Raw genomic sequence first — 20,049 nt, forward strand, 5'->3', positions numbered from 1 at the left:
TGTGGCGATCAAGTTGCATCAATTGCATGGGCAGTGGGTCAGGCATTGCAAAGTTAAAATTCGTAAACCAGGCCTGTTTTTTTCTTAAATTAATGTATCAATTCTCCCCTTTCCGTATACACTTTGTATATACGGAAAGGGGAAGAGATGATATAATGGATACAAGAAAGCATCAAGCAACAAAGAAAGGAGGGATTCATGTGACAACAAAAGTTCAAATGTGGGGAAACAGTCTTGCCGTCCGTTTGCCCAGGTCGGTTGCGGAATCTGCGGGTATTGAAAAAGGGACTGAACTTGAATTTTCAATCAAAGATAAGAACATTACTCTAAAACCATTAAAATCCGCTCCGTCTCTTGATGAACTGCTTTCCAAAATCACCTCTGAAAATCGTCATGAAGAAATAGATCTTGGCCAAGAGGGGAATGAATTGTTGTAATGACCTATATTCCTGAACGTGGTGATCTTGTTTTCCTTAACTTCAATCCCCAGTCCGGCCATGAACAGGCGGGACATCGCCCAGCTATTGTTTTATCTCCAGAAACGTTTAATAGAGCCACTCATTTTGCACTTGTATGCCCCATTACTTCACACAAGAAAGGCTATCCGTTTGAGGTGGATCTTCCTCAGAGTCTTTCCATCGAGGGTGTGATTTTAACGGACCAATTAAAAAGTTTGGATTGGAACGCATGCCACTTTTATTATAAGGATAAAGCGCCTTCACATGTCATTGATGAATGTCTTAAATTGATTCAAACGATCTTATTTCAATCCTGAAGTGACCCCCTTGCATCTTGAATTTGAACTGTCTATACTAATTCTAATGAATATATCATGCGATGATGAGAAGAAGTAAGCGGATGAATTTTCCACAGAGAGCTTCGTACCGGTGAGAGAAGCAGAATTCCAAGCTGAACAATGGCCTCAGAGCATCCACACCGATCCGCGCCACGATGCGGCTAGGCTGTGGACGGGTGGAACCCGGTTAACAAAGCCCGAGTATCGAGCAGACGCTCCGTACTTGCTGAGATCAGCGATGCGAGTCGCTGATGAATTAAGGTGGTACCGCGTGGACACAAGTCCTCGTCCTTATACATGAAGAATGTATGAGGTCGAGGGCTTTTTTGTTTTCTAAAAAAAGGAGTGAAGAAAAATGGCAGTACTAATCGCGGGCGCATGGCCGTACGCAAATGGAGAGCTTCATTTGGGGCATTTATCAAGCCTGATCCCAGGCGATTGTTTGGCACGTTACTTCAGACAGAAGGGGGAAAAGGTGCTCTATGTTTCAGGGAGTGACTGCAACGGCACACCGATCACGATTCGCGCGAAACAGGAAGGGGTGGTGCCGAAAACGATTGCTGATCGTTATCATGCTTCATTTCAGCGATGTTTTGCGAAACTCGGGTTCACTTATGACTGCTACACGCGAACGGATACGCCACTGCATCATGAAGTCGTCCAAAACATTTTCAAAACATTATATGATAATGGCTATATTTATCATAAAAAAACGGAGCAAATGTACTGCAGTCACTGCGCGCAGTTTCTTCCGGACCGCTACGTCGAGGGGACTTGTCCCCATTGCGGGGCGCATGCGCGCGGCGATCAATGCGACGCCTGTTCAACGATTCTTGATCCGGTTGATCTGCTTGATCCAACGTGTAAGCTGTGCGGTCACAAACCGGAGTTGCGCAAAGTCGAGCATCTGTACTTTGCACTCAGTAAGTTTCAATCGCAGCTCGAGCAACAATACCAACATGCCAATAATAATAACGATTGGCGAGAAAATGCGCTTAATCTGACACGCCGCTATCTTGATGAAGGTCTTCAGGATCGGGCGGTAACACGCGACTTGCCAATCGGCGTTACCGTCCCGATTAAAGGCTTTGAAGATAAAAAGGTCTATGTGTGGATTGAAGCGGTGTCCGGCTATTACTCGGCAAGTGTCAAATGGGCGAAAGAACACAATCAAGACCTCACCGAATTCTGGAATGAACAAACGATTTCCTACTATGTTCAGGGGAAAGACAATGTACCGTTTCATACGATTATTTGGCCGGCGATTCTTCTTGGCATCGGCAAAAAGGCATTGCCGACGCATCTTGTTTCCAACGAGTATGTCACGCTTGAACGGAAAAAGCTGTCCACCAGCCGCAACTGGGCGGTTTGGGCTCCGGATATCCTCGAACGCTATGATCCGGACAGCATCCGTTACTTTTTGCTGATCAACGCGCCGGAAACGCATGACGCCGACTTTTCCTGGAAGGCGTTTATCGAGAGTCACAATGGCGAACTGCTCGGCGCCTATGGTAATTTTGTCAACCGAACGCTCAAATTCATTGAAAAGCTGACTGATTTTAAAGTGGATGCAAGCCAGGTTGATGCGCACATCGAACAGGAGACGCAAGCGCTGTACACCAAAGTTGGTCAATTGATCGAGTCGGCACACTTGAAGGCGGCACTCGGCGAGCTCTTTGCATGGATTCGCAGTCTGAATAAATATTTTGATGAACAGAAACCGTGGCAGACCATCACCACTGATCCGATTGCTGCCCATCGAACCTTAAACACCTGTTTGTTTAGCATCGCCAATCTGACCCAGCTTCTGGCACCGTTTCTACCGTTTTCAAGTCGAAAACTGGAAAAGGCGCTGCACCTCAACGGGCTAAAATGGGAAACGCTTCATTGCCCGGGAAAACTTCCGGAGCATCTTGAACCCTTGTTTGAACGTATTGATCCCAAACAAATTCAAATTGAGCGTGATAGGCTTACGCGACAGCAGACCATGTAAAAAAAGCATATTAGAGCCTCAATGAAAAACATTGAGGCTTATTTTTTTTGTAGAATTAATGGCTGCATTGCTGGTGACACCAATATCGACAAGCATTTTTATCATGTCACCAATTGCCGGACTGCTGTTTGATCGCATCGGCGCACGCTTGACTATTTTCACCGGTTTCCTCTTGATGGCACTTGCTTACTTTTCGTATTATCATTTAAAATGTGGCCCATGGTTATTTTGGGTTAATGATGAGTTGCGTGGCGCTCGGGGCAGGTTTCGGGATGATTGTCGGACCAATTACTGTACTTGCAGCTGCCGATTTTAAAGGGGAGCTGTTAACTGCATCGCAAAGCGTCGCCGGTGTTCTTCGGCAACTTGGCTCCGTGCTTGCCGTAGGAATTTTTATTTCGGCACTGACCGGTGCAGTCAGTGATGCAAAAAGTGCGTCGATTTATGATGCGGAAAAACATATTGCGGCACTGAATTTGTCCGAGGAAGATCAAAATCGGATCAACCATCAAATTGCTTATCAAATCAACCATCAGAGTCATCCTTCAGATCAACCGGCTGTTTCAAAGACTAAAGAAAAAGCACTTGTCACGCATGTGGCAGATAAAATTCGTGCGAAAACAAGTCATCAAATGACGCAAGCCTTTGCTTCGCTCTATGGAAAGGGAATTTCCATTCGCTATTCTTTCATGTTTGCTTGCATTTGTTTACAAAAAAAAGGACGGTTAGTTAATGAAAACGGAAGAGGTTGTTCTAGGAATCCTTCATGAAAAACCACGCACCGGCTATGAAATCGTTGACGTAATCAAGACGATTTTTTCTCATTTCTTTGATGGTTCCTACGGAAGTATCTATCCGGTGCCCCATAAGCTTGAAAAAAGTGGTAAAGTTAATAAAAATGCCGTGGTTCAAGAAGGAAAACCAAACAAAAACATCTACTCGATTACCGAACTGGGAAAGAAGGAATTCAGCCAATACCTATACTCGCCTGTTCAGGAAGAAGTGATTAAGTCTGACTTTCTCATGCGTCTTTATTTTGGGGCAGATGTTTCCGATAAGCAAATCCAACGGACGGTTAACGAAGAGATTGCCCGGAAAGAGCGCTTAATCGATGCATTGGAACAAAATTACCGAAACTGGGCGGATAAAATGTCACGTTATCAAAAACTGTGCTACACCATCGGTATCCGGCAGTATCGCTCCGAGATTGCGCTGCTTAAGGAGAGTCGAATGGATTGGGACGAGGGCTGTGACCGTGACGGATCGAACGACAAAAGTTGACTGTCTGTACTTTTAAATAATAAAAAAGACTATGGAAAGGGCGATTCTTTTGAAAATAAGTGTTCTTGGAGGCGGTAGTGAGATCGGCGCTTCTTGCCTGCATATACAGATTGGTAAAACCAATTTAATCATTGACGCTGGCATGCGTGTTCACGGAGATGAGCCGCTGCCGGCTATTGGGATGCTCGACGATCTTGGCAAGCCGGACGCGATTCTTGTCACGCATGCGCATGCCGATCACATCGGAGCGCTACCGGTTGTCCATCGCATCTATCCGGATGTTCCTATTTTCGCAAACCCGCCAACCGCAGATCTGATGCAGATTATGATGCGTGATTCGTTTAAAATCATGACGCAGCGCTGCATGGACAGGCGTACGCTGATTCCGTACACAAAGGAGCAAATGGAAGAGACACTGCGTGCACTCCGGCTATTTCCGGCGAACGGACAAATGACAATAGGGGACGCATCGGTAACGCTTCACCGAGCCGGGCATATTCTCGGTGCGGTAATGTTCACAATTGAGACAGGCGAGGAGAAGCTGCTGGTCAGCGGTGACTTGAGCTTCAAAGCGGGGCGGACGATTCCGGGTGCCGAAGTGCCTACCGGCAGCCGGCCCGACGCACTGATTATCGAATCGACGTATGGCAATCGTGAGCATTCGGACCGTAATACGGAAGAAAAACGCTTAGCCGACAATGTCGCAGAAGTGATTGCGGCCGGCGGGTTTGCTTTGATTCCCGCCTTTGCACTTGGACGAGCCCAAGAAGTTCTACTTATCCTTCAAGACTACATGGATCGCGGATTGATTCCCCAATTTCCGATTTATGTCGATGGTCTCGTCACACCAATCAGCAAAATTTACCGACGCTATCCGCATTATCTAAAAGGACCGGTTGCCCATCGCATCCAGCAGAACGGTGATGCGTTTTTGACCGAAGGACGCTGCACCGCGGTTGAGCCAAAAGACCGAGAACAGGTGCTGAAAGGAAAACCGGCCTGCATTGTTGCTTCATCGGGAATGCTGATCGGCGGGGCAAGTGTCTGGTACGCTGAACGTCTTGTCGGCAGTGAGAAAAATGCGGTTTTTATTACCGGTTACCAGGATGAGGAAAGCCCGGGACGCAAGCTGCTCCGTCTGGCAGAGGGAGAGAGTCGGGAACTAGAGCTGAACGGTGTTGTTCATCAAGTGAAGTGCCGCGTGGACAAATATGGCCTTTCCGCACATGGTGATGCCGGTGAATTAACTCGGTTTATCAGCATGATTCGGCCAGCGAAAACACTGATCGTTCATGGTGACGATGAGGCGCGTACGGCTCTGCTTGAGCGAATCGATCGACGCAGTCATCCGCTTTTGACTGAAAACGGGGAGGCCTATACGTTTATGGCCCAGGGGCACGTGGCTGCAGCGGCTACGCGGCAGGAAAATCGGCGTGATCAAGAACTAAGGGATAAGGTCGGCCAATTGGTTCTGTACAAAAAAGATATCGGAGATGAGTTAAAACTGGCGCTCTGCAGCGGTTTCTATTCGAAAACGAAATCGTTGACGTGCCGAACGCCGAAGGGAAAAACGATACGGATTTCGCTCGAGCAGGTTTGTGAAACCTTGGGGGCTTGGAACCGATCGTTTGATGAGTTACAGGGTACGGTGCGTGCGGTGTTCGACTTCTCACGCCCCTTCTTGAAAAAGATCGCTTGGCAAAAGCTCAAGCAAGGACGGTTTGGTTTTGAATCAATCGCGGCGCAGTGCCTGACTGAACATACACTCGAACAGCGCATTGCTTTGGCACTTGCCTTGCAGAGTCTCCCCGATACCTGCAAAACAGCAGCAAAGGGTGCGACGAACTATCAACTCGATGCGGAAAATTTGCAGAGACTGACCAACCTCGAGCTGCCAATACAAGCGATGAAAATGAATGCAACCAAAGCGATGGATTGTGTGCGCACACTACTGACAGACAATCGCCATTTTATCCGCTGCGGAGCCGATGATTTAGGTACAGGTCAGGAACACATCACGCTCTATTTTGATTTTCCGTCAACCCTTGATGCTGAGGCGCGGAATGCGCTGGAGAAACGTATCAAGGCTGATACCGGATGGGCAATTGTTTTTTCGGATTCTGTCCGTGTTGATTTGCTGCAGAACAGGATCAATGAATTACTTGGAACAAGCGGTTCATCCTCGGTCTATCTGGATACCTTGACGGCGGGAGTCCCGATCAAGCGGCCGGACAATGCGGAAGAACTTTTGAAACAATTGAAAGCAGAAACCGGTTTTTCATTGACCTTTAAGGATGAACCGGGTGAGAGCGGTGTCGGTCGTTCTCCGTCAAGTGTTCAGCCCGACTTTTATCGATCGGAAACGGTCTCACCGCGTCTTGAAAATAATGAAGCGATTCGTGAAGCTGGTGTTTGGGCGAAGGAGCGCGGCATCACACTGTATAAGTCGAGCATGAAACAATCGGGCGGACAGACGTACATGGAAATTCATTTTATTACACCGGAAGTCGCTTTACGCCACGGATCGGATATGGAGGAACTTTCCTGGCGTACCGGACTGCCGATCACCTACGCCAAAAATCCAAAGCAGAACGAAGTGATTCGGATTGCGGCTGAGAAAATTCCACAAAGATGGGGCATGAAGAAAAATCCTTCCTTGCATACTGCTCAAGCGGAGCTCATCGTGAAACTATCCGAACAGCCACCGGACGATGAGCTGCAGCAAGTCCGCGATGAAATTGATCAATTAACCGGCTATCAACTGAAGGTTGAGGTAAGGTAAACTCAGGCACAGCACCCGAGTAATGAAGATGCAGAGTTCAAAGACTCGGGGATATAAATGAAAGCGTATCACCAACAGCGCATTACATGAAAAGCCCATGGCGTTTTTTCGAACGCTTGGGCTTTAGCTATGCGTTCTGAGGCGGCGATGATCGTTTTGTGCTGCTTTTTTTTATTTTGGCAAAATAATAGTCGTCATTTTTTCTTATACTGCTTTATCTTATTTTGAAGATGTGATATGAACGACATCGGAAATAAATTCCCGAGTTTCTGGAAACATCTGGCTTCATCGTTTTCAAAGAAACTCTTGTGGTCGAACGATCTTACCAGGGCCAGTTCCCGACCTAAATGGCTTTTAATCCTTGCTTCAGATATTAACTGCCGCATTAATATCTCTGTCGTGGTGCGTGCGACATTCAGGATATGTCCATTCACGTATTTCTAATGGCTTTTTGCCACTATGATAACCGCAGCTCGAACACATTTGGCTCGTATCGTGTGGCCAGGCAACAGTTAATCGTTTGCCGTACCACCTGCACTTATACGCGAGCATGGTTCGAAGCATCCGCCAGCTCGCATTGCTGATGCTTCTTGCCAGATGATGATTCTTGAGAAAATTTTTGGTTTTCAAATCTTCAATAACAATCACATCATAGTGTTTGATCAGTTGTGTCGTTAGCTTATGCAAATAGTCTTTACGCTGGTTAGCGATTTTAGCTTGAAGCGTTGCTTTACGTTTCCTTGCCTTCTGCCAGTTAGAGAAGTCTTCTAATTCACGTGGGGACGAGACTTTATGATGCTGATCAAAAGCGACGTTCATAATCAATTCAGGCAATAGATGAGGCATATGAGCGGATGCGGTGACGCCCTCTGAAAGGGGGTGGAGCCTATGACAGTATACCAAGCATTAACATTGATGACTAGTTTTTCAGTGCTAATACTGATGCTGTCAGATAGAAAGAAATGATCCGCTTCATATGCCATCGCACTGGCTGAAGCGGATCGGGTAGAAACTATTCGACTGTGATGCACTGCATCCGCTCTTTTCGCGGATATTGCCATTCCGTCAGTGTTCATGCACTGGCGGTTTTATTCTACGTTCCTTATGCTTTTATTATACACAAAATTTGCGGATTGATGCAAAAATTTATAATCGATATCCAAACACTGATGATCATATATATGATCATTGTATATAATAGAGGCGTTTGCGCCGATTCAGATTGTGAAAAGCAATGAAAATGGACCCTGTTTTTTCAAAGGTTGGGTATGAAGAGGGTTCCGCTTCTCTCTTTTGGCCGATTTACGTAAACATTTACGATCATCACTATAGCTTAGAGAAAGGGTGGTTTTTATGGAAAAGAACTGGTGGAAAGAAAGCGTTGTCTATCAAATCTACCCGCGCAGTTTCAAAGACAGCAATGGAGACGGGATTGGTGATCTGCCGGGAATCCTGTCTAAATTAGATTATCTGAAGACGTTAGGCATCGATGTCGTCTGGCTTTCTCCCGTCTATCAATCACCAAATGACGATAATGGTTATGACATCAGCAATTACCGGGAAATTATGGATGATTTCGGTACTTTAGAAGACTGGGAAAAGCTGCTTCAAGGCATGCATGAACGCGGCATCCGTCTGGTTATGGATCTCGTCGTCAATCATACTTCCGATGAGCACGCGTATTTTGTTGAATCACGCAAATCGAAGGATAACCCTTATCGCGATTACTATATCTGGCGGCCACCGTTAAATGGTGGGCAGCCAACGGATTGGACCTCTGCATTTAGCGGTTCAGCATGGGCCTATGATGAGCACACAGGTGAATATTACCTTCATCTGTTCTCGAAAAAACAGCCGGATCTGAATTGGGAAAATCCGAAAGTCCGGAATTCCGTATTCGAGATGATGAAATTCTGGCTGGATAAGGGTGTTGATGGATTCCGGATGGATGTCATCAATATGATTTCAAAAACAGAATTTCTCTCGCCTTACGACGATTTTGCTAAAGGAACTGCAAAAAACAAGGCTTATCATCCAAACGGTCCACGTGTTCATGATTATCTGCAGGAAATGAACCGAAAAGTCCTATCTAAGTACGACATCATGACCGTTGGCGAATGCCCGGGAGTCACTCCGGAAATCACGCAGCGCTACACCGATACCGACCGCAAAGAGCTCAACATGGTTTTTCAGTTTGAACATATGGGACTGGATCAGCAAGAAGGAAAAGAAAAATGGGATTTGAAGCCGCTTAATCTATTCGATTTAAAAGAAAACCTGAGCAAATGGCAGAAGGCGCTTCATGAAAAAGGCTGGAACAGTCTGTACTGGAACAATCATGATCAGCCGCGGGTTGTTTCCCGGTTCGGCAATGACGGAGAATATCGCGTCGAATCAGCTAAAATGCTGGGTACTTTGCTGCATATGATGCAGGGGACCCCCTATATTTATCAAGGAGAGGAAATCGGGATGACTAATGTCCGTTTCCCAGCCATTGACGATTATCGGGATATTGAGACATTGAATATGTATCAGGAGCGTGTCCACGAACAAGGCGCCAATCCTGAAGACGTCATGCAGTCGATTTATGCCAAGAGCAGGGATAATGCGCGGACACCGATGCAGTGGGATGAATCGAAACAAGCCGGCTTTACATCTGGAATGCCGTGGCTTGCCGTTAATCCTAACTATCAAACGATCAATGTGAAGCAGGCGCTCGCAGACAAACAATCGATTTTCTATTATTATAAGCAATTGATTGCCCTGCGCAAAAAATACGCGATCATCGTCTATGGCGATTACGATTTGATTTTGCCGGAGCATCCGCATGTTTTTGCTTATCAGCGAACCCTGAATGGTCAGCTGCTGCTTGTACTCTGCAATTTTTATGAAAATAAAGAAACGATCACTCTGCCTGAGCTTCCAAAGCACGATACGGAGCAACTTCTAATCAGCAACTACCCCGATGAAACAAGCGAAATTACCGAAACGCTTGAGTTAAAACCGTATGAAGCCAGGGTCTATCTGTTTTCTTAACTGCTGAACGGCGAAAGTGCGACGAACGTGAGTTAATCAATAGAATAACCCAAGTCCAGGACGCTGAGAAACCAGGTCCTGCTTTTTTTTTGCGCGGGTAAGAAAGTATTAAAAAAATTCAAGGAAACGAGTGTACGTGGTTCGGTAGAACGCCGCGTCCTGCGGCTCGCCGAACACTAGGCCGTCCATGGCAGTCACGGGCGGCGACTGTCCCTTCGCCAGAGGCTTGGCAAAGTCAAGTTTTCGAACAGGTAAAGAAAATTGCGCATCCGGGATCAAGAGTATCCGCACTTATCGGTTGGTGGATCAGATCAATCCGATAAATAGACGGAAAAATTCCCCTTAATTGTACAGGATCTTCACTAATCGTAAAAGGAACTTCCGCTAATTTAAAGGAACCGGAAGTAAGGACCAACCCACAGCTTCGTTTTTCTAATAAGCAAAAACCTGTGGATTATAGCGTTCGATGCTTGTCTAGAAACAGCGTCACAAATTGGATGACCTGGTCACGCTCGTCGCCCTGACAAATATGATGCCGCGCGTGGGGCAGATAGTGCAGTTCTTTTTCTTTCGAAGCAGCTGCGTGAAAAATCAGTTCGGCGCTTTTCGGATCGATCGTTTCATCCCGTTTGCCATGAATGATACAGATCGGGACATGAATGTTGTGGAAAATCCGTTTTGCCTGCCTGACAACCTTGTGAAACTGAAAGACATTAGCAAGCGGGATCTTTTGAGTGAAACGCGTCTGATCGCCCAGCGCCTGGTCATGTTCTTCCGGTTTCCTTTTCCTCAATTGACGAAATCGTTCCAACCTCATTTTGAAGACATGAGGGGTCAGCACATAAACAGCTGGAGAAAGCAAGACCAGAGAAGAGATCGGATACTTGGAAGCTGTAATCGAGGCGATCATCGCCCCCATTGAAAAACCGATCAGATGAATCTCTTTCTTGTCGTCTTTTGCCCGTGTAACAATTTTTTCAATCGCTTGCAGCCACTCCAGCGCAGTGATCTTTTCCATACGCTTTTTGTCTCGATCATGACCGGGCAAAAGCGGGGTGATGACTTCAAACCCGGAGCGTTCGAGTGCGTGCGCCAGCGGTTCCACTTCCCAAGGGTTTCCGGCGAACCCATGGATAACGATACATAAGGGTTGCTTCATTTAATCACTTCCTCACGCACTTAGTCTGCCGTGTCCACGCGGTATCATTCCCGGTTGTCACAAAATATTTGGATAGAAACACAACGTTTGGGAAAAATAGGTGCAATTCATTTCTCCGAGGTGACCGGGCGATGGCCTATTTCCAAGCAGATGATTGCCAACTCTACTACAACGTTCAGGGCCAAGGGATCCCGATTCTTTTTGTTCACCCTCCATTACTGACCCATTTCAATTTTTTAAATCAAATGAAGGCACTCTCTAAGGATTATCAAATCATTACTTTTGACATACGCGGTCATGGAAGAAGTTCAGCAACAGATGAGGTCTTGACTTACCCGCTGATCGCGGATGATATGCTGCATTTGCTCGATCATCTGAACATTCGTAAGGCCTATATCTGCGGTTATTCAACCGGAGGATCAATCGCACTGGAATTTTTCTTGAAGTATCAGAACCGAGCATTGGGCGGAATCCTGGTCAGCGGCTTGTCTGAAGTCAGCAACTGGTCATTAAAAAGCAAACTGATTCTGGCAGCGATGCTCGCACGTCTAAAAGCGCTTTCTTTGTTGGGCTTTTATATTGCCGGAACGAATATGAATACACTCTCTTCGTTTTGGAAAATGCTGCGGGAAGAACGCCAAGGATCGGGCAAAAACGTGGCCGAGTACTATCGCTACAGTCTGTCCTACACCTGCACCCGTCAATTGGATCAGATTCAACTGCCGATATTACTGGTTTTCGGACTTAAAGATCGCGGCTTTTATCGTTACGCAAAAGTACTGCATGAACACCTGCCGAATAACGAACTGAAATGGATTCAAAACGTCAAACACCAAATCCCAACAAAGGCAGCCTCAGAACTAAACGGCTACATCAAACAGTTTGTTAAATAAGAAGGCGGTTAACGATGACACGCGCCTCTCGACGAAAATTTCGATTCCCCTGCAATGTCGACCACAACGCACCAAATTCCCGATTGTTTCATTAGATGAACATCAAATTTAATCAAATGTCATCTTGCAAAGATGAAGAACTTTTATTAATATCTAATTAGATATATAACTAATTAGAAGGTGGTTCCATGCAATTTAATCGAATGATTGCTTTTTACAAGGCAATTGGTGATCCGACACGGCTGCGGATTGTTGCCCTTCTACGCGATCAAAAACTTCATGGTCAGGCGATTGCCGGCAAGCTGGGTTTGAAGCCGCCGACGATCACTCACCACATTGATAAGCTACGCGAAGTGGGCTTGGTTAAGGAGAGTCGGGTCAAAAATACGATTTATTTTTCTTTAGAGAAGAAGGTATTGGAAAGCCAAGCAAGTGCGCTTTTATCCTTTGGAAAGGGTGGATTATCGATGTTGCCGGAAATTAGCGAGGAAGAACGTATGAAAATACTTGATCACTTTTTTAACGCTGACGGAAAATTAAAGACGATTCCTGCGCAACGGAAAAAACGTATGGTGGTAATGGCACAGCTCGTTAAGGGGTTAGATTTTGGAACCATTTATTCTGAAAAGGAAGTCAGCGATTACCTCAAAAAGTTTTATGCGGATTATGCGACCTTGCGCCGAGAACTGATTGTCTATCAGTTTATGTATCGCAAGAATGGGAATTATGAGATGAATCCTCCCGAACTTTGGGGGTGATGAACGCAAGTGGGCAAGAGATTTGAAATGGCGTCAGTCTGACCCTGCCGGGTGATCTTAGACTCAGATCACAGTCAGTTTCCCGGATCATAAAAAGATGATACAATGAAGCAATGTTAGAGACAAAAATTATGAAGAAAAGTGATCGATAATGAACATAGCTGTATTTGATTCCGGCATTGGCGGCATGACCGTTTTGCAGCAAATTAGGAAACTAATGCCGAATGAAGATTTTCTCTACTATGCAGATACTGCGCATATTCCGTATGGAGAAAAGCCGAAAAATGAATTGAAAACGTATATTTTTGAAGCGGTTGACTTTCTCGTTGCCCATGACATCAAGGCACTGGTGGTTGCCTGTAATACGGCAACCAGTGCGGCGATCGAGGACTTGCGCAAGAACTATTCGATTCCGATTATCGGAATTGAACCGGCCGTCAAGCCCGCAGTGATTGAAAGCGAACCGGAGAAGAAAAAAGTTCTGGTAATGGCGACGCGGTTGACGCTAAAGGAAGAAAAATATCACCGTTTGGTTGAACGGATCGACAAGCATGACATTGTCAACCCGCTTCCGATGCCGAAACTGGTTGAATTTGCAGAAGCGTTCGATTTTAACCCGGATGATATTGTTCCTTATTTACAGAAGCAGCTGCAACCGTTTGACCTGAATCAGTATGGCACGGTAGTGCTTGGCTGTACCCATTTCCCGATTTTTAAAGACATCATTGAGCAGCAGTTTCCTAAAGAAACCCATGTCATTGACGGCAGCCTAGGCACCGCACAGAATCTGAAACGGACGCTCGAGGCACTTCACCAAACAGGCGGCGGGAATGGTAAAATCACCTTCTTTAAATCAGGTGTGACAGTCAAAGATGAAGAAACTTTAGCCCTTTATGAACAGCTCTTGGAAAAGTTGAATGCAATCCTTTGACTGCAGGAACATAAATACCAATAACAACCCGCTCCGATCTGGCGGATTGTTTTTTTAGTTTTAACTAAATCGTTAAGATAACTTTGTATCATGATGAGCCATGCATCAATCAATGGGTTATGCTTTATATTCAGAAAATTGACAATAGTGTATAATTATTGACAAGTGAATTTTTTATGGCTATAATATTTTTATCCTTTTATTTATTCGCGATCTTGGATTCTTCCGTTAACCGTCGGAAAGCCCCTGAGGTCATCCGGATTTATAGAGGAGCGATAGTAAAGTGCAGATGAGCAAATCATTATTGATCTGCGGGAATAGAGATCCGCGCATTGGTTTCTAATCATCATCGGTTTTGTATGAAAACCATAATAAATTTTGGATAAATCAGCCGCTTTGTCTAAATGTCCTAGACAAAATCCAGCTCCTATTCGTTTATAGAGCTGGATTTTATACATTTTTAATGACGTTGAAAATTAAATTTCTGAAAAATCATTTGAGTCTAAAACAAATGTCAATTTTAAATAAGGGAAGGTTCCTCTATGCTGCGCTTTGTCTTAAATCGTTTTCTTGCAATGATCTTAACATTATGGGTAATTGCTACATTGACATTCTTGCTCATGCATGCGATCCCGGGATCACCCTTTAATAACTTGAACGGGAAAGTCTTGAGTGATGCTGCAGTGAAAAACCTTGAGGCACATTACCATATTGATCAGCCGCTGCCGGTTCAGTACTTAATTTATCTTAAATCGATTGCAACGTTTACATATGGTCCGTCGATCAAGCAGCCTGCTCAAACGGTTAATGATTTGCTGGGCAGAGGTTTTCCGGTGTCATTTGAACTTGGTATGTGGGCGCTTGTTGTGGCGGTTCTAACAGGCGTTGTCCTCGGAATATTTGCCGCGTTGAAACATAATGGTTTGATTGACTATCTGGCGATGACTCTGGCGGTTCTCGGCATTTCGATTCCAAACTTCGTCCTGGCGACATTGTTAATTCAGGAATTCGCCGTGAATCTTCACTTGCTTCCAGCCGGCACATGGCAAGGACTCGCGTACATGATTATGCCGATTATCGCGCTTGCAACCGGTCCAATGGCGATCATTGCGCGACTGATCCGTTCCAGCATGCTTGAAGTTCTCACACAGGACTATATACGAACGGCTCAGGCTAAGGGATTGCCTCCGTTTATCATTGTGATGAAACATGCCTTGAAAAACGCCCTTCTTCCTGTAGTTACCGTACTCGGAACCTTGGCGGCGAGTATTTTGACCGGAACGTTTGTTATTGAGAAAATTTTTGCAATCCCCGGGATGGGCAAATACTTTGTCGACAGCATTAATTCAAGAGATTACCCCGTCATTATGGGGACGACGATGTTCTACAGTGCATTGCTGATTTTTATGCTTTTTCTCGTTGATCTCGCCTATGGCTGGCTTGATCCGCGAATCAAGCAAAGCAAGGAGGGGAGCAAATGATTCATTCAAGGGATATGCAAGAAAAAACGACTGCACAGAATGTTCCGGAAGAATGGTTTCGCCTTCTTGATCGCAAAAAAACGGTACAACAAACGCTCGTCCGGCCAAGTGTTTCTTATTGGAGCGATGCGTGGATTCAGCTTAAGAAAAACAAATTAGCGATGCTTGGTTTGGGCTTCTTGATTTTGCTTGGTATTGCCGCTCTCTTTGGGCCGATTGTATCGCCTTACTCGGTGACTGCGCAGCATCTGACTTTGCAGAACTTGGCGCCTTCGGCTAGTCATTGGTTCGGCACCGATGAACTCGGACGTGATGTGTTTACGCGGACATGGTACGGCGCACGCATCTCACTATTCGTCGGTGTTGTTGCTGCACTGGTTGATCTTCTGATTGGTGTTGCCTATGGCGGAATCTCTGGCTATATCGGCGGGAAAACGGATCTTGTCATGATGCGAATCATTGAGATCCTTTACGGACTGCCTTATCTCTTAGTCGTCATTTTACTTATGGTTGTCATGGGTCCCAGCTTATTAACGATTATCGTCGCCTTGACGGTGACGGGATGGACGGGCATGGCGCGAATTGTCAGAGGGCAAGTGCTTCAATTAAAAAATTATGAGTTTGTTACGGCGTCCAAATCCTTCGGAAGCAAGCCTTGGCGTATTGTGCGAAAAAACTTAGTACCCAATACGATGGGTCCGATTATTGTTCAAATGACGTTAACCGTGCCATCGGCTATTTTTTCAGAAGCCTTTTTAAGTTTTCTTGGATTGGGCGTCCAGGCACCTTTTGCAAGTTGGGGCGTCATGGCAAGTGATGGTTTATCCGCACTGCTTGCCGGTTATTGGTGGCGGTTGTTTTTCCCGGCTCTCTTTATTTCATTAACCATGTTTGCGTTCAATATTCTTGGTGACGGCTTGCAAGACGCACTCGATCCGAAGTTAAGGAGATGATCCCCTTTGAAGAAATCATCGGGTAAGCTGCTTGAAGTGAAGAATCTGCATGTTTCTTTTCAAACGCATGGCGGAGAAGTCCATGCGGTTCGGGGTGTTGATTTTGACATTGAGCAAGGCGAAACGCTGGCAATTGTCGGCGAATCGGGATGCGGCAAGAGTGTCACGTCTCTGGCCGTGATGGGGCTGATTCCGAAACCACATGGGAAAATTGTCGCGGGATCGATTCAATTCAAGGGTACCGAGATCACCGCGCTTTCCGCAAAGAGGATGCGGCGCATTCAAGGCTCGGATCTATCGATGATCTTTCAAGATCCGATGACCGCACTTAATCCGACCTTAACGATTGGTTCTCAGCTTACTGAAGGCATTATCTATCAAAAAAAATTGTCCCGACAAGCGGCGCATCAGAAAGCGATCGAGATGCTTCAATTAGTTGGTTTATCCAATGCGGAGCAGCGCATGAAACAATACCCACATCAATTCAGCGGCGGGATGAGGCAACGGATTGTCATTGCCATGGCGTTAATTTGCAAGCCAAGCCTGATCATTGCCGATGAACCGACGACGGCACTTGATGTAACGATTCAAGCGCAAATCTTGGAGCTGTTCGATCAAATTCAGGAAGAGACAAACGTCTCCATGATCATGATCACGCATGATTTAGGGGTGGTTGCCAAAACCGCAGATCGCGTTGCGGTGATGTATGCAGGAAAAATTGTCGAGATGGGCAACAAACGTGATATTTTCTATCACGCCAAACATCCCTACACGCAAGCATTGCTCAATGCGATTGTCCGTCTCGATTTGCCTTCGGACACATTAAAGCCGATTGAAGGGGCGCCGCCGGATTTATTTGCGCCGCCGCAAGGCTGTTCGTTTTGCGACCGCTGTCCGTTTGCCATGGAAGTTTGCCGTCATGTTCAACCGCCTACGACTGCAGTTGATGACCACCATACTGCGGATTGCTGGCTTTTAGATAAAAGAGCCGATGCTATTCGGCAAAAGGTTGAAATCTATTAATAACGGGAGGAATTCATTTGAAAAAGTTGTGTAAGAACGGATTCATGCTGGGGCTGGCTCTTTTACTTGTGTTCGTGCTTGGCGCATGTACCGCAAAGCCGAATTCATCAAATGAAAAGTCAGATGGCAAGCAGGTTCTGAAATTGAACAATGGCGCAGAGCCAACATCATTTAATCCGCCGATCGGTTTTGATGCTCAATCTTGGAATGCGCTGAACAACTTGATGGAAGGGCTGACGCGTCTCGGTAAAGATCACGAACCACATCCGGCATCTGCTGAAAAGTGGGATGTTTCTGCGGATGGCAAAACCTATACCTTCCATATTCGCAAAGATGCGAAATGGGATAATGGTGACGACTTAACGGCCGGAGACTTTGAATATGCATGGAAACAACTCTTAAATCCGTCAACCGGCTCACCGGCTGCCTTTCTCGGCTACCTCATTGAAGGCGGCGAAGCCTATAATATGAAAAAAGGCTCTGCCGATGCTGTACAAGTGAAAGCCGTTGATGACAAAACCTTAAAGGTTACACTGACCGCACCGCAGTCTTATTTTCTTAATATGATCTCAAACCCGGCGTTCTTTCCGGTGAATCAAAAGGTCGCGGAAAAGAATCCGAAGTGGTATGCCAACGCCAAGACATTCGTTGGAAATGGTCCATTTAAACTCGCTTCCTGGAAGCATGATTCAAACATGGTCTTCAAAAAGAGCACGACCTACTGGGATAAGAAAAGTGTAAAGCTTGACGAAGTGGATTGGGCAATGGTTAACGATACCAACACCGAGTATCAGATGTATAAAACCGGGGAACTCGACTCGGCAAGCGTTCCGCCGGATCTGGCCAATCAGTTGTTTAAAGAAGGTAAAGTCAAGGTAGACCCGCAAGCCGGCACTTATTTCTTCAGTATGAATGTGAAGATGAAGCCTTTTGATAATGCCAAAATCAGAAAAGCATTTGCGCTCGCCGTGGATAACAAGCAAATTGTCGATTATGTCGTGAAGCAGAAGAATGATCCGGCATACGGTTTTGTTTCTCCTGGATTTAAAGACCCGAGCGGAGAGGATTTCCGCAGTCACAATGGCAATCTCTATAAATATGACCCTTCAGAAGCGAAAAAACTGCTTGCAGAAGGGATGAAAGAAGAAGGTTACAAGACGCTGCCGCCAATTACGCTGACCTACAATACAACCGATATTAATAAGGCCGTTGCAGAAGCAGTACAGGAAATGTACAAGAAGAATCTCGGCGTATCGGTGAAACTGGCCAACATGGAATGGAACGTTTACGGCGTGGATCAAAAGAAAGGCAAATTCCAATTCTCACGCGGTTCTTTCCTAGCGGATTACGGCGATCCGATCAACTTCCTTGAAAACTTCATCACCGGCATGCCGATGAACAGCATGCAGTGGAGCAACAAGGAATACGATCAGCTGATCAAACAGGCGAAGAATGAGAAAGACGATGCGAAACGTTATGCGTTGATGTATCAAGCAGAAAAGCTGCTCATCAAAGAAATGCCGCTGTTCCCGGTTTACTTCTACAATCAAAGTGAACTGCAAAACAGCAAGGTTAAGGGAATTGTTCGCCATCCGGTCGGTTATATGGAATTGAAATGGGCGACCAAGTCGAACTAACGGTTTAACAATGAGTATGGCTCATGGTTCATCAAGCCGTTTTCCGCGCTTGTGGAAAACGGCTTTTCCTTGAGAAAGACAAAACGGTCATGCAATAGGATTGAAGAGCGGATTGATGCGATGCAACACGGACGAGTATCCTGCAGATCGAAACATGCACTTGGGCATTATAGGCGTTTGTGGAAGGAATGATGACTGATGGGGACCTCCCCGCTTCTGAAAATAGAGCACTTGAAAAAATATTTTGAGGTTGATCGAAACCAGACTTTGAAAGCCGTTGATGATGTTTCGATCTCCATAAGTTCTGGTGAAACGCTGGGCATTGTCGGCGAATCCGGTTGCGGTAAATCGACACTCGGCCGCACAATCATGGGGCTTTATGATAAAACAGAGGGTCGTATTGCGTTCAAAGGTCGCGCGGTTGATCAAATGACAGCTTCGGAACAATTTCGGCTGCGTCGCAACATGCAGATGATTTTTCAGGACCCCTATGCCTCTTTGAATCCGCGTTCAACCGTTCTGGAACTGATCGCTGAACCGCTGGATGTTCATAAAGCTTATAAGAACGGCAAGGAACGCAGAGCAAAAGTGGAACAATTGCTTGAGGAAGTCGGCTTAAATGTCAGCTTTCTGAATCGATACCCCCATGAATTCAGTGGCGGCCAAAGGCAGCGTATTGGGATTGCACGCGCATTGGCACTTGATCCTGAATTCATTATTGCCGATGAACCGATCTCTGCTTTGGACGTATCGGTACAAGCTCAGGTGGTTTTTCTCTTAAAACGACTGCAAGAAGAAAAGGGCTTGACGATGATGTTCATCGCCCATGACCTCTCGATGGTCAAATACATCAGTAACCGAATCGGGGTCATGTACCTTGGCCATCTTGTCGAATTGACGACAAGTGAAGCATTGTATGAGAAACCGCTGCATCCGTACACGCAGGCACTGCTTTCGGCCATTCCGATTCCTGATCCCGACATCGAAGAAAAAAGAGAACGGATTATTTTAAAGGGAGAAATTCCAAGCCCAATCAATCCACCAAGCGGCTGTATTTTCCGAACCCGCTGTCCGTTTGCCATGGATGTGTGTGCTGAAAAACGTCCGGCGTTTGTTGAAGTGGAAAACGGTCATTTTGCAGCCTGTCATCTTCACACAAAGAAAACGCCGAAAGTCACCATTCGCGCTTAAGCTGTGATTCTTGTCGTTCTGCAAGACGATTGTTTCATTGCTCTTCCGCTAAGCCATGATCACTGTTTTTTACTGCCTCTCCAATTCGGAGAGGTTTTTTGCACGGGTAAGAAAGAATAATAATAGAAGATTTAA

The 20,049-nt window shown here is 45.9% G+C and carries 18 protein-coding genes; 15 read left to right on the forward strand and 3 right to left on the reverse strand.

Features of this window, described 5'->3' with window-relative positions; genetic code table 11:
- From SIN01_RS15605 to metG, 3 genes are all read left to right on the forward strand, one after another.
- A partial coding sequence (locus SIN01_RS15605) for an AbrB/MazE/SpoVT family DNA-binding domain-containing protein (protein ID WP_307722993.1) occupies positions 1-437 on the forward strand: 437 nt, incomplete at its 5' end.
- Positions 437-775, forward strand: a complete 339-nt coding sequence (locus SIN01_RS10080) for a type II toxin-antitoxin system PemK/MazF family toxin (RefSeq protein WP_010025966.1) — start codon at positions 437-439, stop codon at positions 773-775. The genes SIN01_RS15605 and SIN01_RS10080, both read left to right, overlap by 1 nt.
- Before the next feature lie 376 nt (positions 776-1,151).
- Positions 1,152-2,789: a methionine--tRNA ligase gene (gene metG / locus SIN01_RS10085; RefSeq protein ID WP_010025967.1), complete on the forward strand. Its 1,638-nt coding sequence runs from the start codon at positions 1,152-1,154 to the stop codon at positions 2,787-2,789.
- Positions 2,790-2,807: 18 nt separating this feature from the next.
- Here the strand turns inward: metG and SIN01_RS15050 are convergent, their stop codons facing one another.
- The gene (locus SIN01_RS15050) at positions 2,808-2,951 is read right to left on the reverse strand and encodes a hypothetical protein (protein WP_156994748.1); all 144 of its coding nucleotides are present in this window, start codon (positions 2,949-2,951) and stop codon (positions 2,808-2,810) included.
- A gap of 110 nt (positions 2,952-3,061) precedes the next feature.
- Between SIN01_RS15050 and SIN01_RS10090 the strand changes: the two genes are divergently transcribed.
- Genes SIN01_RS10090 through SIN01_RS10100 form a run of 3 tightly spaced genes read left to right on the forward strand, consistent with a single transcriptional unit; the run spans position 3,062 to position 6,852 of the window.
- Complete coding sequence (locus tag SIN01_RS10090) at positions 3,062-3,559, forward strand: MFS transporter (RefSeq protein WP_141306050.1); 498 nt, start codon at positions 3,062-3,064, stop codon at positions 3,557-3,559.
- The gene (locus tag SIN01_RS10095) at positions 3,522-4,070 is read left to right on the forward strand and encodes a PadR family transcriptional regulator (RefSeq protein WP_010025971.1); all 549 of its coding nucleotides are present in this window, start codon (positions 3,522-3,524) and stop codon (positions 4,068-4,070) included. The genes SIN01_RS10090 and SIN01_RS10095 overlap by 38 nt, the downstream gene beginning before the upstream one ends.
- Before the next feature lie 49 nt (positions 4,071-4,119).
- The gene (locus SIN01_RS10100; RefSeq protein WP_029548246.1) at positions 4,120-6,852 is read left to right on the forward strand and encodes an MBL fold metallo-hydrolase; all 2,733 of its coding nucleotides are present in this window, start codon (positions 4,120-4,122) and stop codon (positions 6,850-6,852) included.
- 366 nt (positions 6,853-7,218) lie between these two features.
- Here the strand turns inward: SIN01_RS10100 and SIN01_RS10105 are convergent, their stop codons facing one another.
- Positions 7,219-7,698, reverse strand: a complete 480-nt coding sequence (locus SIN01_RS10105) for an RNA-guided endonuclease TnpB family protein (RefSeq protein WP_052766828.1) — start codon at positions 7,696-7,698, stop codon at positions 7,219-7,221.
- A gap of 507 nt (positions 7,699-8,205) precedes the next feature.
- On the opposite strand from SIN01_RS10105, the gene SIN01_RS10110 reads away from it, so the two are divergent.
- Complete coding sequence (locus SIN01_RS10110) at positions 8,206-9,888, forward strand: glycoside hydrolase family 13 protein (RefSeq protein WP_047035003.1); 1,683 nt, start codon at positions 8,206-8,208, stop codon at positions 9,886-9,888.
- Between the two features lie 454 nt (positions 9,889-10,342).
- Here SIN01_RS10110 and SIN01_RS10115 read toward each other — a convergent pair whose 3' ends face one another.
- A complete protein-coding gene (locus tag SIN01_RS10115; protein WP_010023306.1) occupies positions 10,343-11,047 on the reverse strand; it encodes an alpha/beta hydrolase in 705 nt (234 codons plus the stop codon).
- Positions 11,048-11,178: 131 nt separating this feature from the next.
- On the opposite strand from SIN01_RS10115, the gene SIN01_RS10120 reads away from it, so the two are divergent.
- The 8 genes from SIN01_RS10120 (at position 11,179) to SIN01_RS10155 (ending at position 19,914) form a co-directional block, all read left to right on the forward strand.
- On the forward strand, positions 11,179-11,940 hold the full coding sequence (locus SIN01_RS10120; protein WP_010023307.1) for an alpha/beta fold hydrolase: 762 nt from the start codon (positions 11,179-11,181) through the stop codon (positions 11,938-11,940).
- A gap of 188 nt (positions 11,941-12,128) precedes the next feature.
- Entirely contained in the window at positions 12,129-12,698 is a 570-nt protein-coding gene (locus SIN01_RS10125; protein ID WP_010023309.1) for a DUF2087 domain-containing protein, read from the forward strand.
- A gap of 151 nt (positions 12,699-12,849) precedes the next feature.
- Complete coding sequence (gene murI / locus SIN01_RS10130) at positions 12,850-13,629, forward strand: glutamate racemase (protein ID WP_010023310.1); 780 nt, start codon at positions 12,850-12,852, stop codon at positions 13,627-13,629.
- A 542-nt stretch (positions 13,630-14,171) separates the two neighbouring features.
- Positions 14,172-15,110: an ABC transporter permease gene (locus SIN01_RS10135; RefSeq protein WP_010023312.1), complete on the forward strand. Its 939-nt coding sequence runs from the start codon at positions 14,172-14,174 to the stop codon at positions 15,108-15,110.
- Positions 15,107-16,063: an ABC transporter permease gene (locus SIN01_RS10140; protein WP_010023314.1), complete on the forward strand. Its 957-nt coding sequence runs from the start codon at positions 15,107-15,109 to the stop codon at positions 16,061-16,063. The genes SIN01_RS10135 and SIN01_RS10140 overlap by 4 nt, the downstream gene beginning before the upstream one ends.
- Before the next feature lie 6 nt (positions 16,064-16,069).
- Complete coding sequence (locus SIN01_RS10145; protein WP_047035002.1) at positions 16,070-17,086, forward strand: ABC transporter ATP-binding protein; 1,017 nt, start codon at positions 16,070-16,072, stop codon at positions 17,084-17,086.
- A gap of 44 nt (positions 17,087-17,130) precedes the next feature.
- Complete coding sequence (locus tag SIN01_RS10150) at positions 17,131-18,723, forward strand: peptide ABC transporter substrate-binding protein (protein ID WP_039746310.1); 1,593 nt, start codon at positions 17,131-17,133, stop codon at positions 18,721-18,723.
- A gap of 198 nt (positions 18,724-18,921) precedes the next feature.
- Positions 18,922-19,914, forward strand: a complete 993-nt coding sequence (locus SIN01_RS10155; RefSeq protein ID WP_047035001.1) for an ABC transporter ATP-binding protein — start codon at positions 18,922-18,924, stop codon at positions 19,912-19,914.
- Positions 19,915-20,049: the final 135 nt, after the last annotated feature.

The sequence above is a fragment of the Sporolactobacillus inulinus genome (assembly GCF_006539285.1).
Taxonomy (GTDB): Bacteria; Bacillota; Bacilli; order Bacillales; family Sporolactobacillaceae; genus Sporolactobacillus; species Sporolactobacillus inulinus.

Coding starts and splice junctions, on each gene's coding strand:
- SIN01_RS10080 (WP_010025966.1), top strand. CDS start 437: ATGACCTATATTCCTGAACGTGGTGATCTTGTTTTCCTTAACTTCAAT.
- metG (WP_010025967.1), top strand. CDS start 1,152: ATGGCAGTACTAATCGCGGGCGCATGGCCGTACGCAAATGGAGAGCTT.
- SIN01_RS10090 (WP_141306050.1), top strand. CDS start 3,062: ATGATTGTCGGACCAATTACTGTACTTGCAGCTGCCGATTTTAAAGGG.
- SIN01_RS10095 (WP_010025971.1), top strand. CDS start 3,522: ATGAAAACGGAAGAGGTTGTTCTAGGAATCCTTCATGAAAAACCACGC.
- SIN01_RS10105 (WP_052766828.1), bottom strand. CDS start 7,698: ATGCCTCATCTATTGCCTGAATTGATTATGAACGTCGCTTTTGATCAG.
- SIN01_RS10110 (WP_047035003.1), top strand. CDS start 8,206: ATGGAAAAGAACTGGTGGAAAGAAAGCGTTGTCTATCAAATCTACCCG.
- SIN01_RS10115 (WP_010023306.1), bottom strand. CDS start 11,047: ATGAAGCAACCCTTATGTATCGTTATCCATGGGTTCGCCGGAAACCCT.
- SIN01_RS10120 (WP_010023307.1), top strand. CDS start 11,179: ATGGCCTATTTCCAAGCAGATGATTGCCAACTCTACTACAACGTTCAG.
- SIN01_RS10125 (WP_010023309.1), top strand. CDS start 12,129: ATGCAATTTAATCGAATGATTGCTTTTTACAAGGCAATTGGTGATCCG.
- murI (WP_010023310.1), top strand. CDS start 12,850: ATGAACATAGCTGTATTTGATTCCGGCATTGGCGGCATGACCGTTTTG.
- SIN01_RS10135 (WP_010023312.1), top strand. CDS start 14,172: ATGCTGCGCTTTGTCTTAAATCGTTTTCTTGCAATGATCTTAACATTA.
- SIN01_RS10140 (WP_010023314.1), top strand. CDS start 15,107: ATGATTCATTCAAGGGATATGCAAGAAAAAACGACTGCACAGAATGTT.
- SIN01_RS10150 (WP_039746310.1), top strand. CDS start 17,131: ATGCTGGGGCTGGCTCTTTTACTTGTGTTCGTGCTTGGCGCATGTACC.
- SIN01_RS10155 (WP_047035001.1), top strand. CDS start 18,922: ATGGGGACCTCCCCGCTTCTGAAAATAGAGCACTTGAAAAAATATTTT.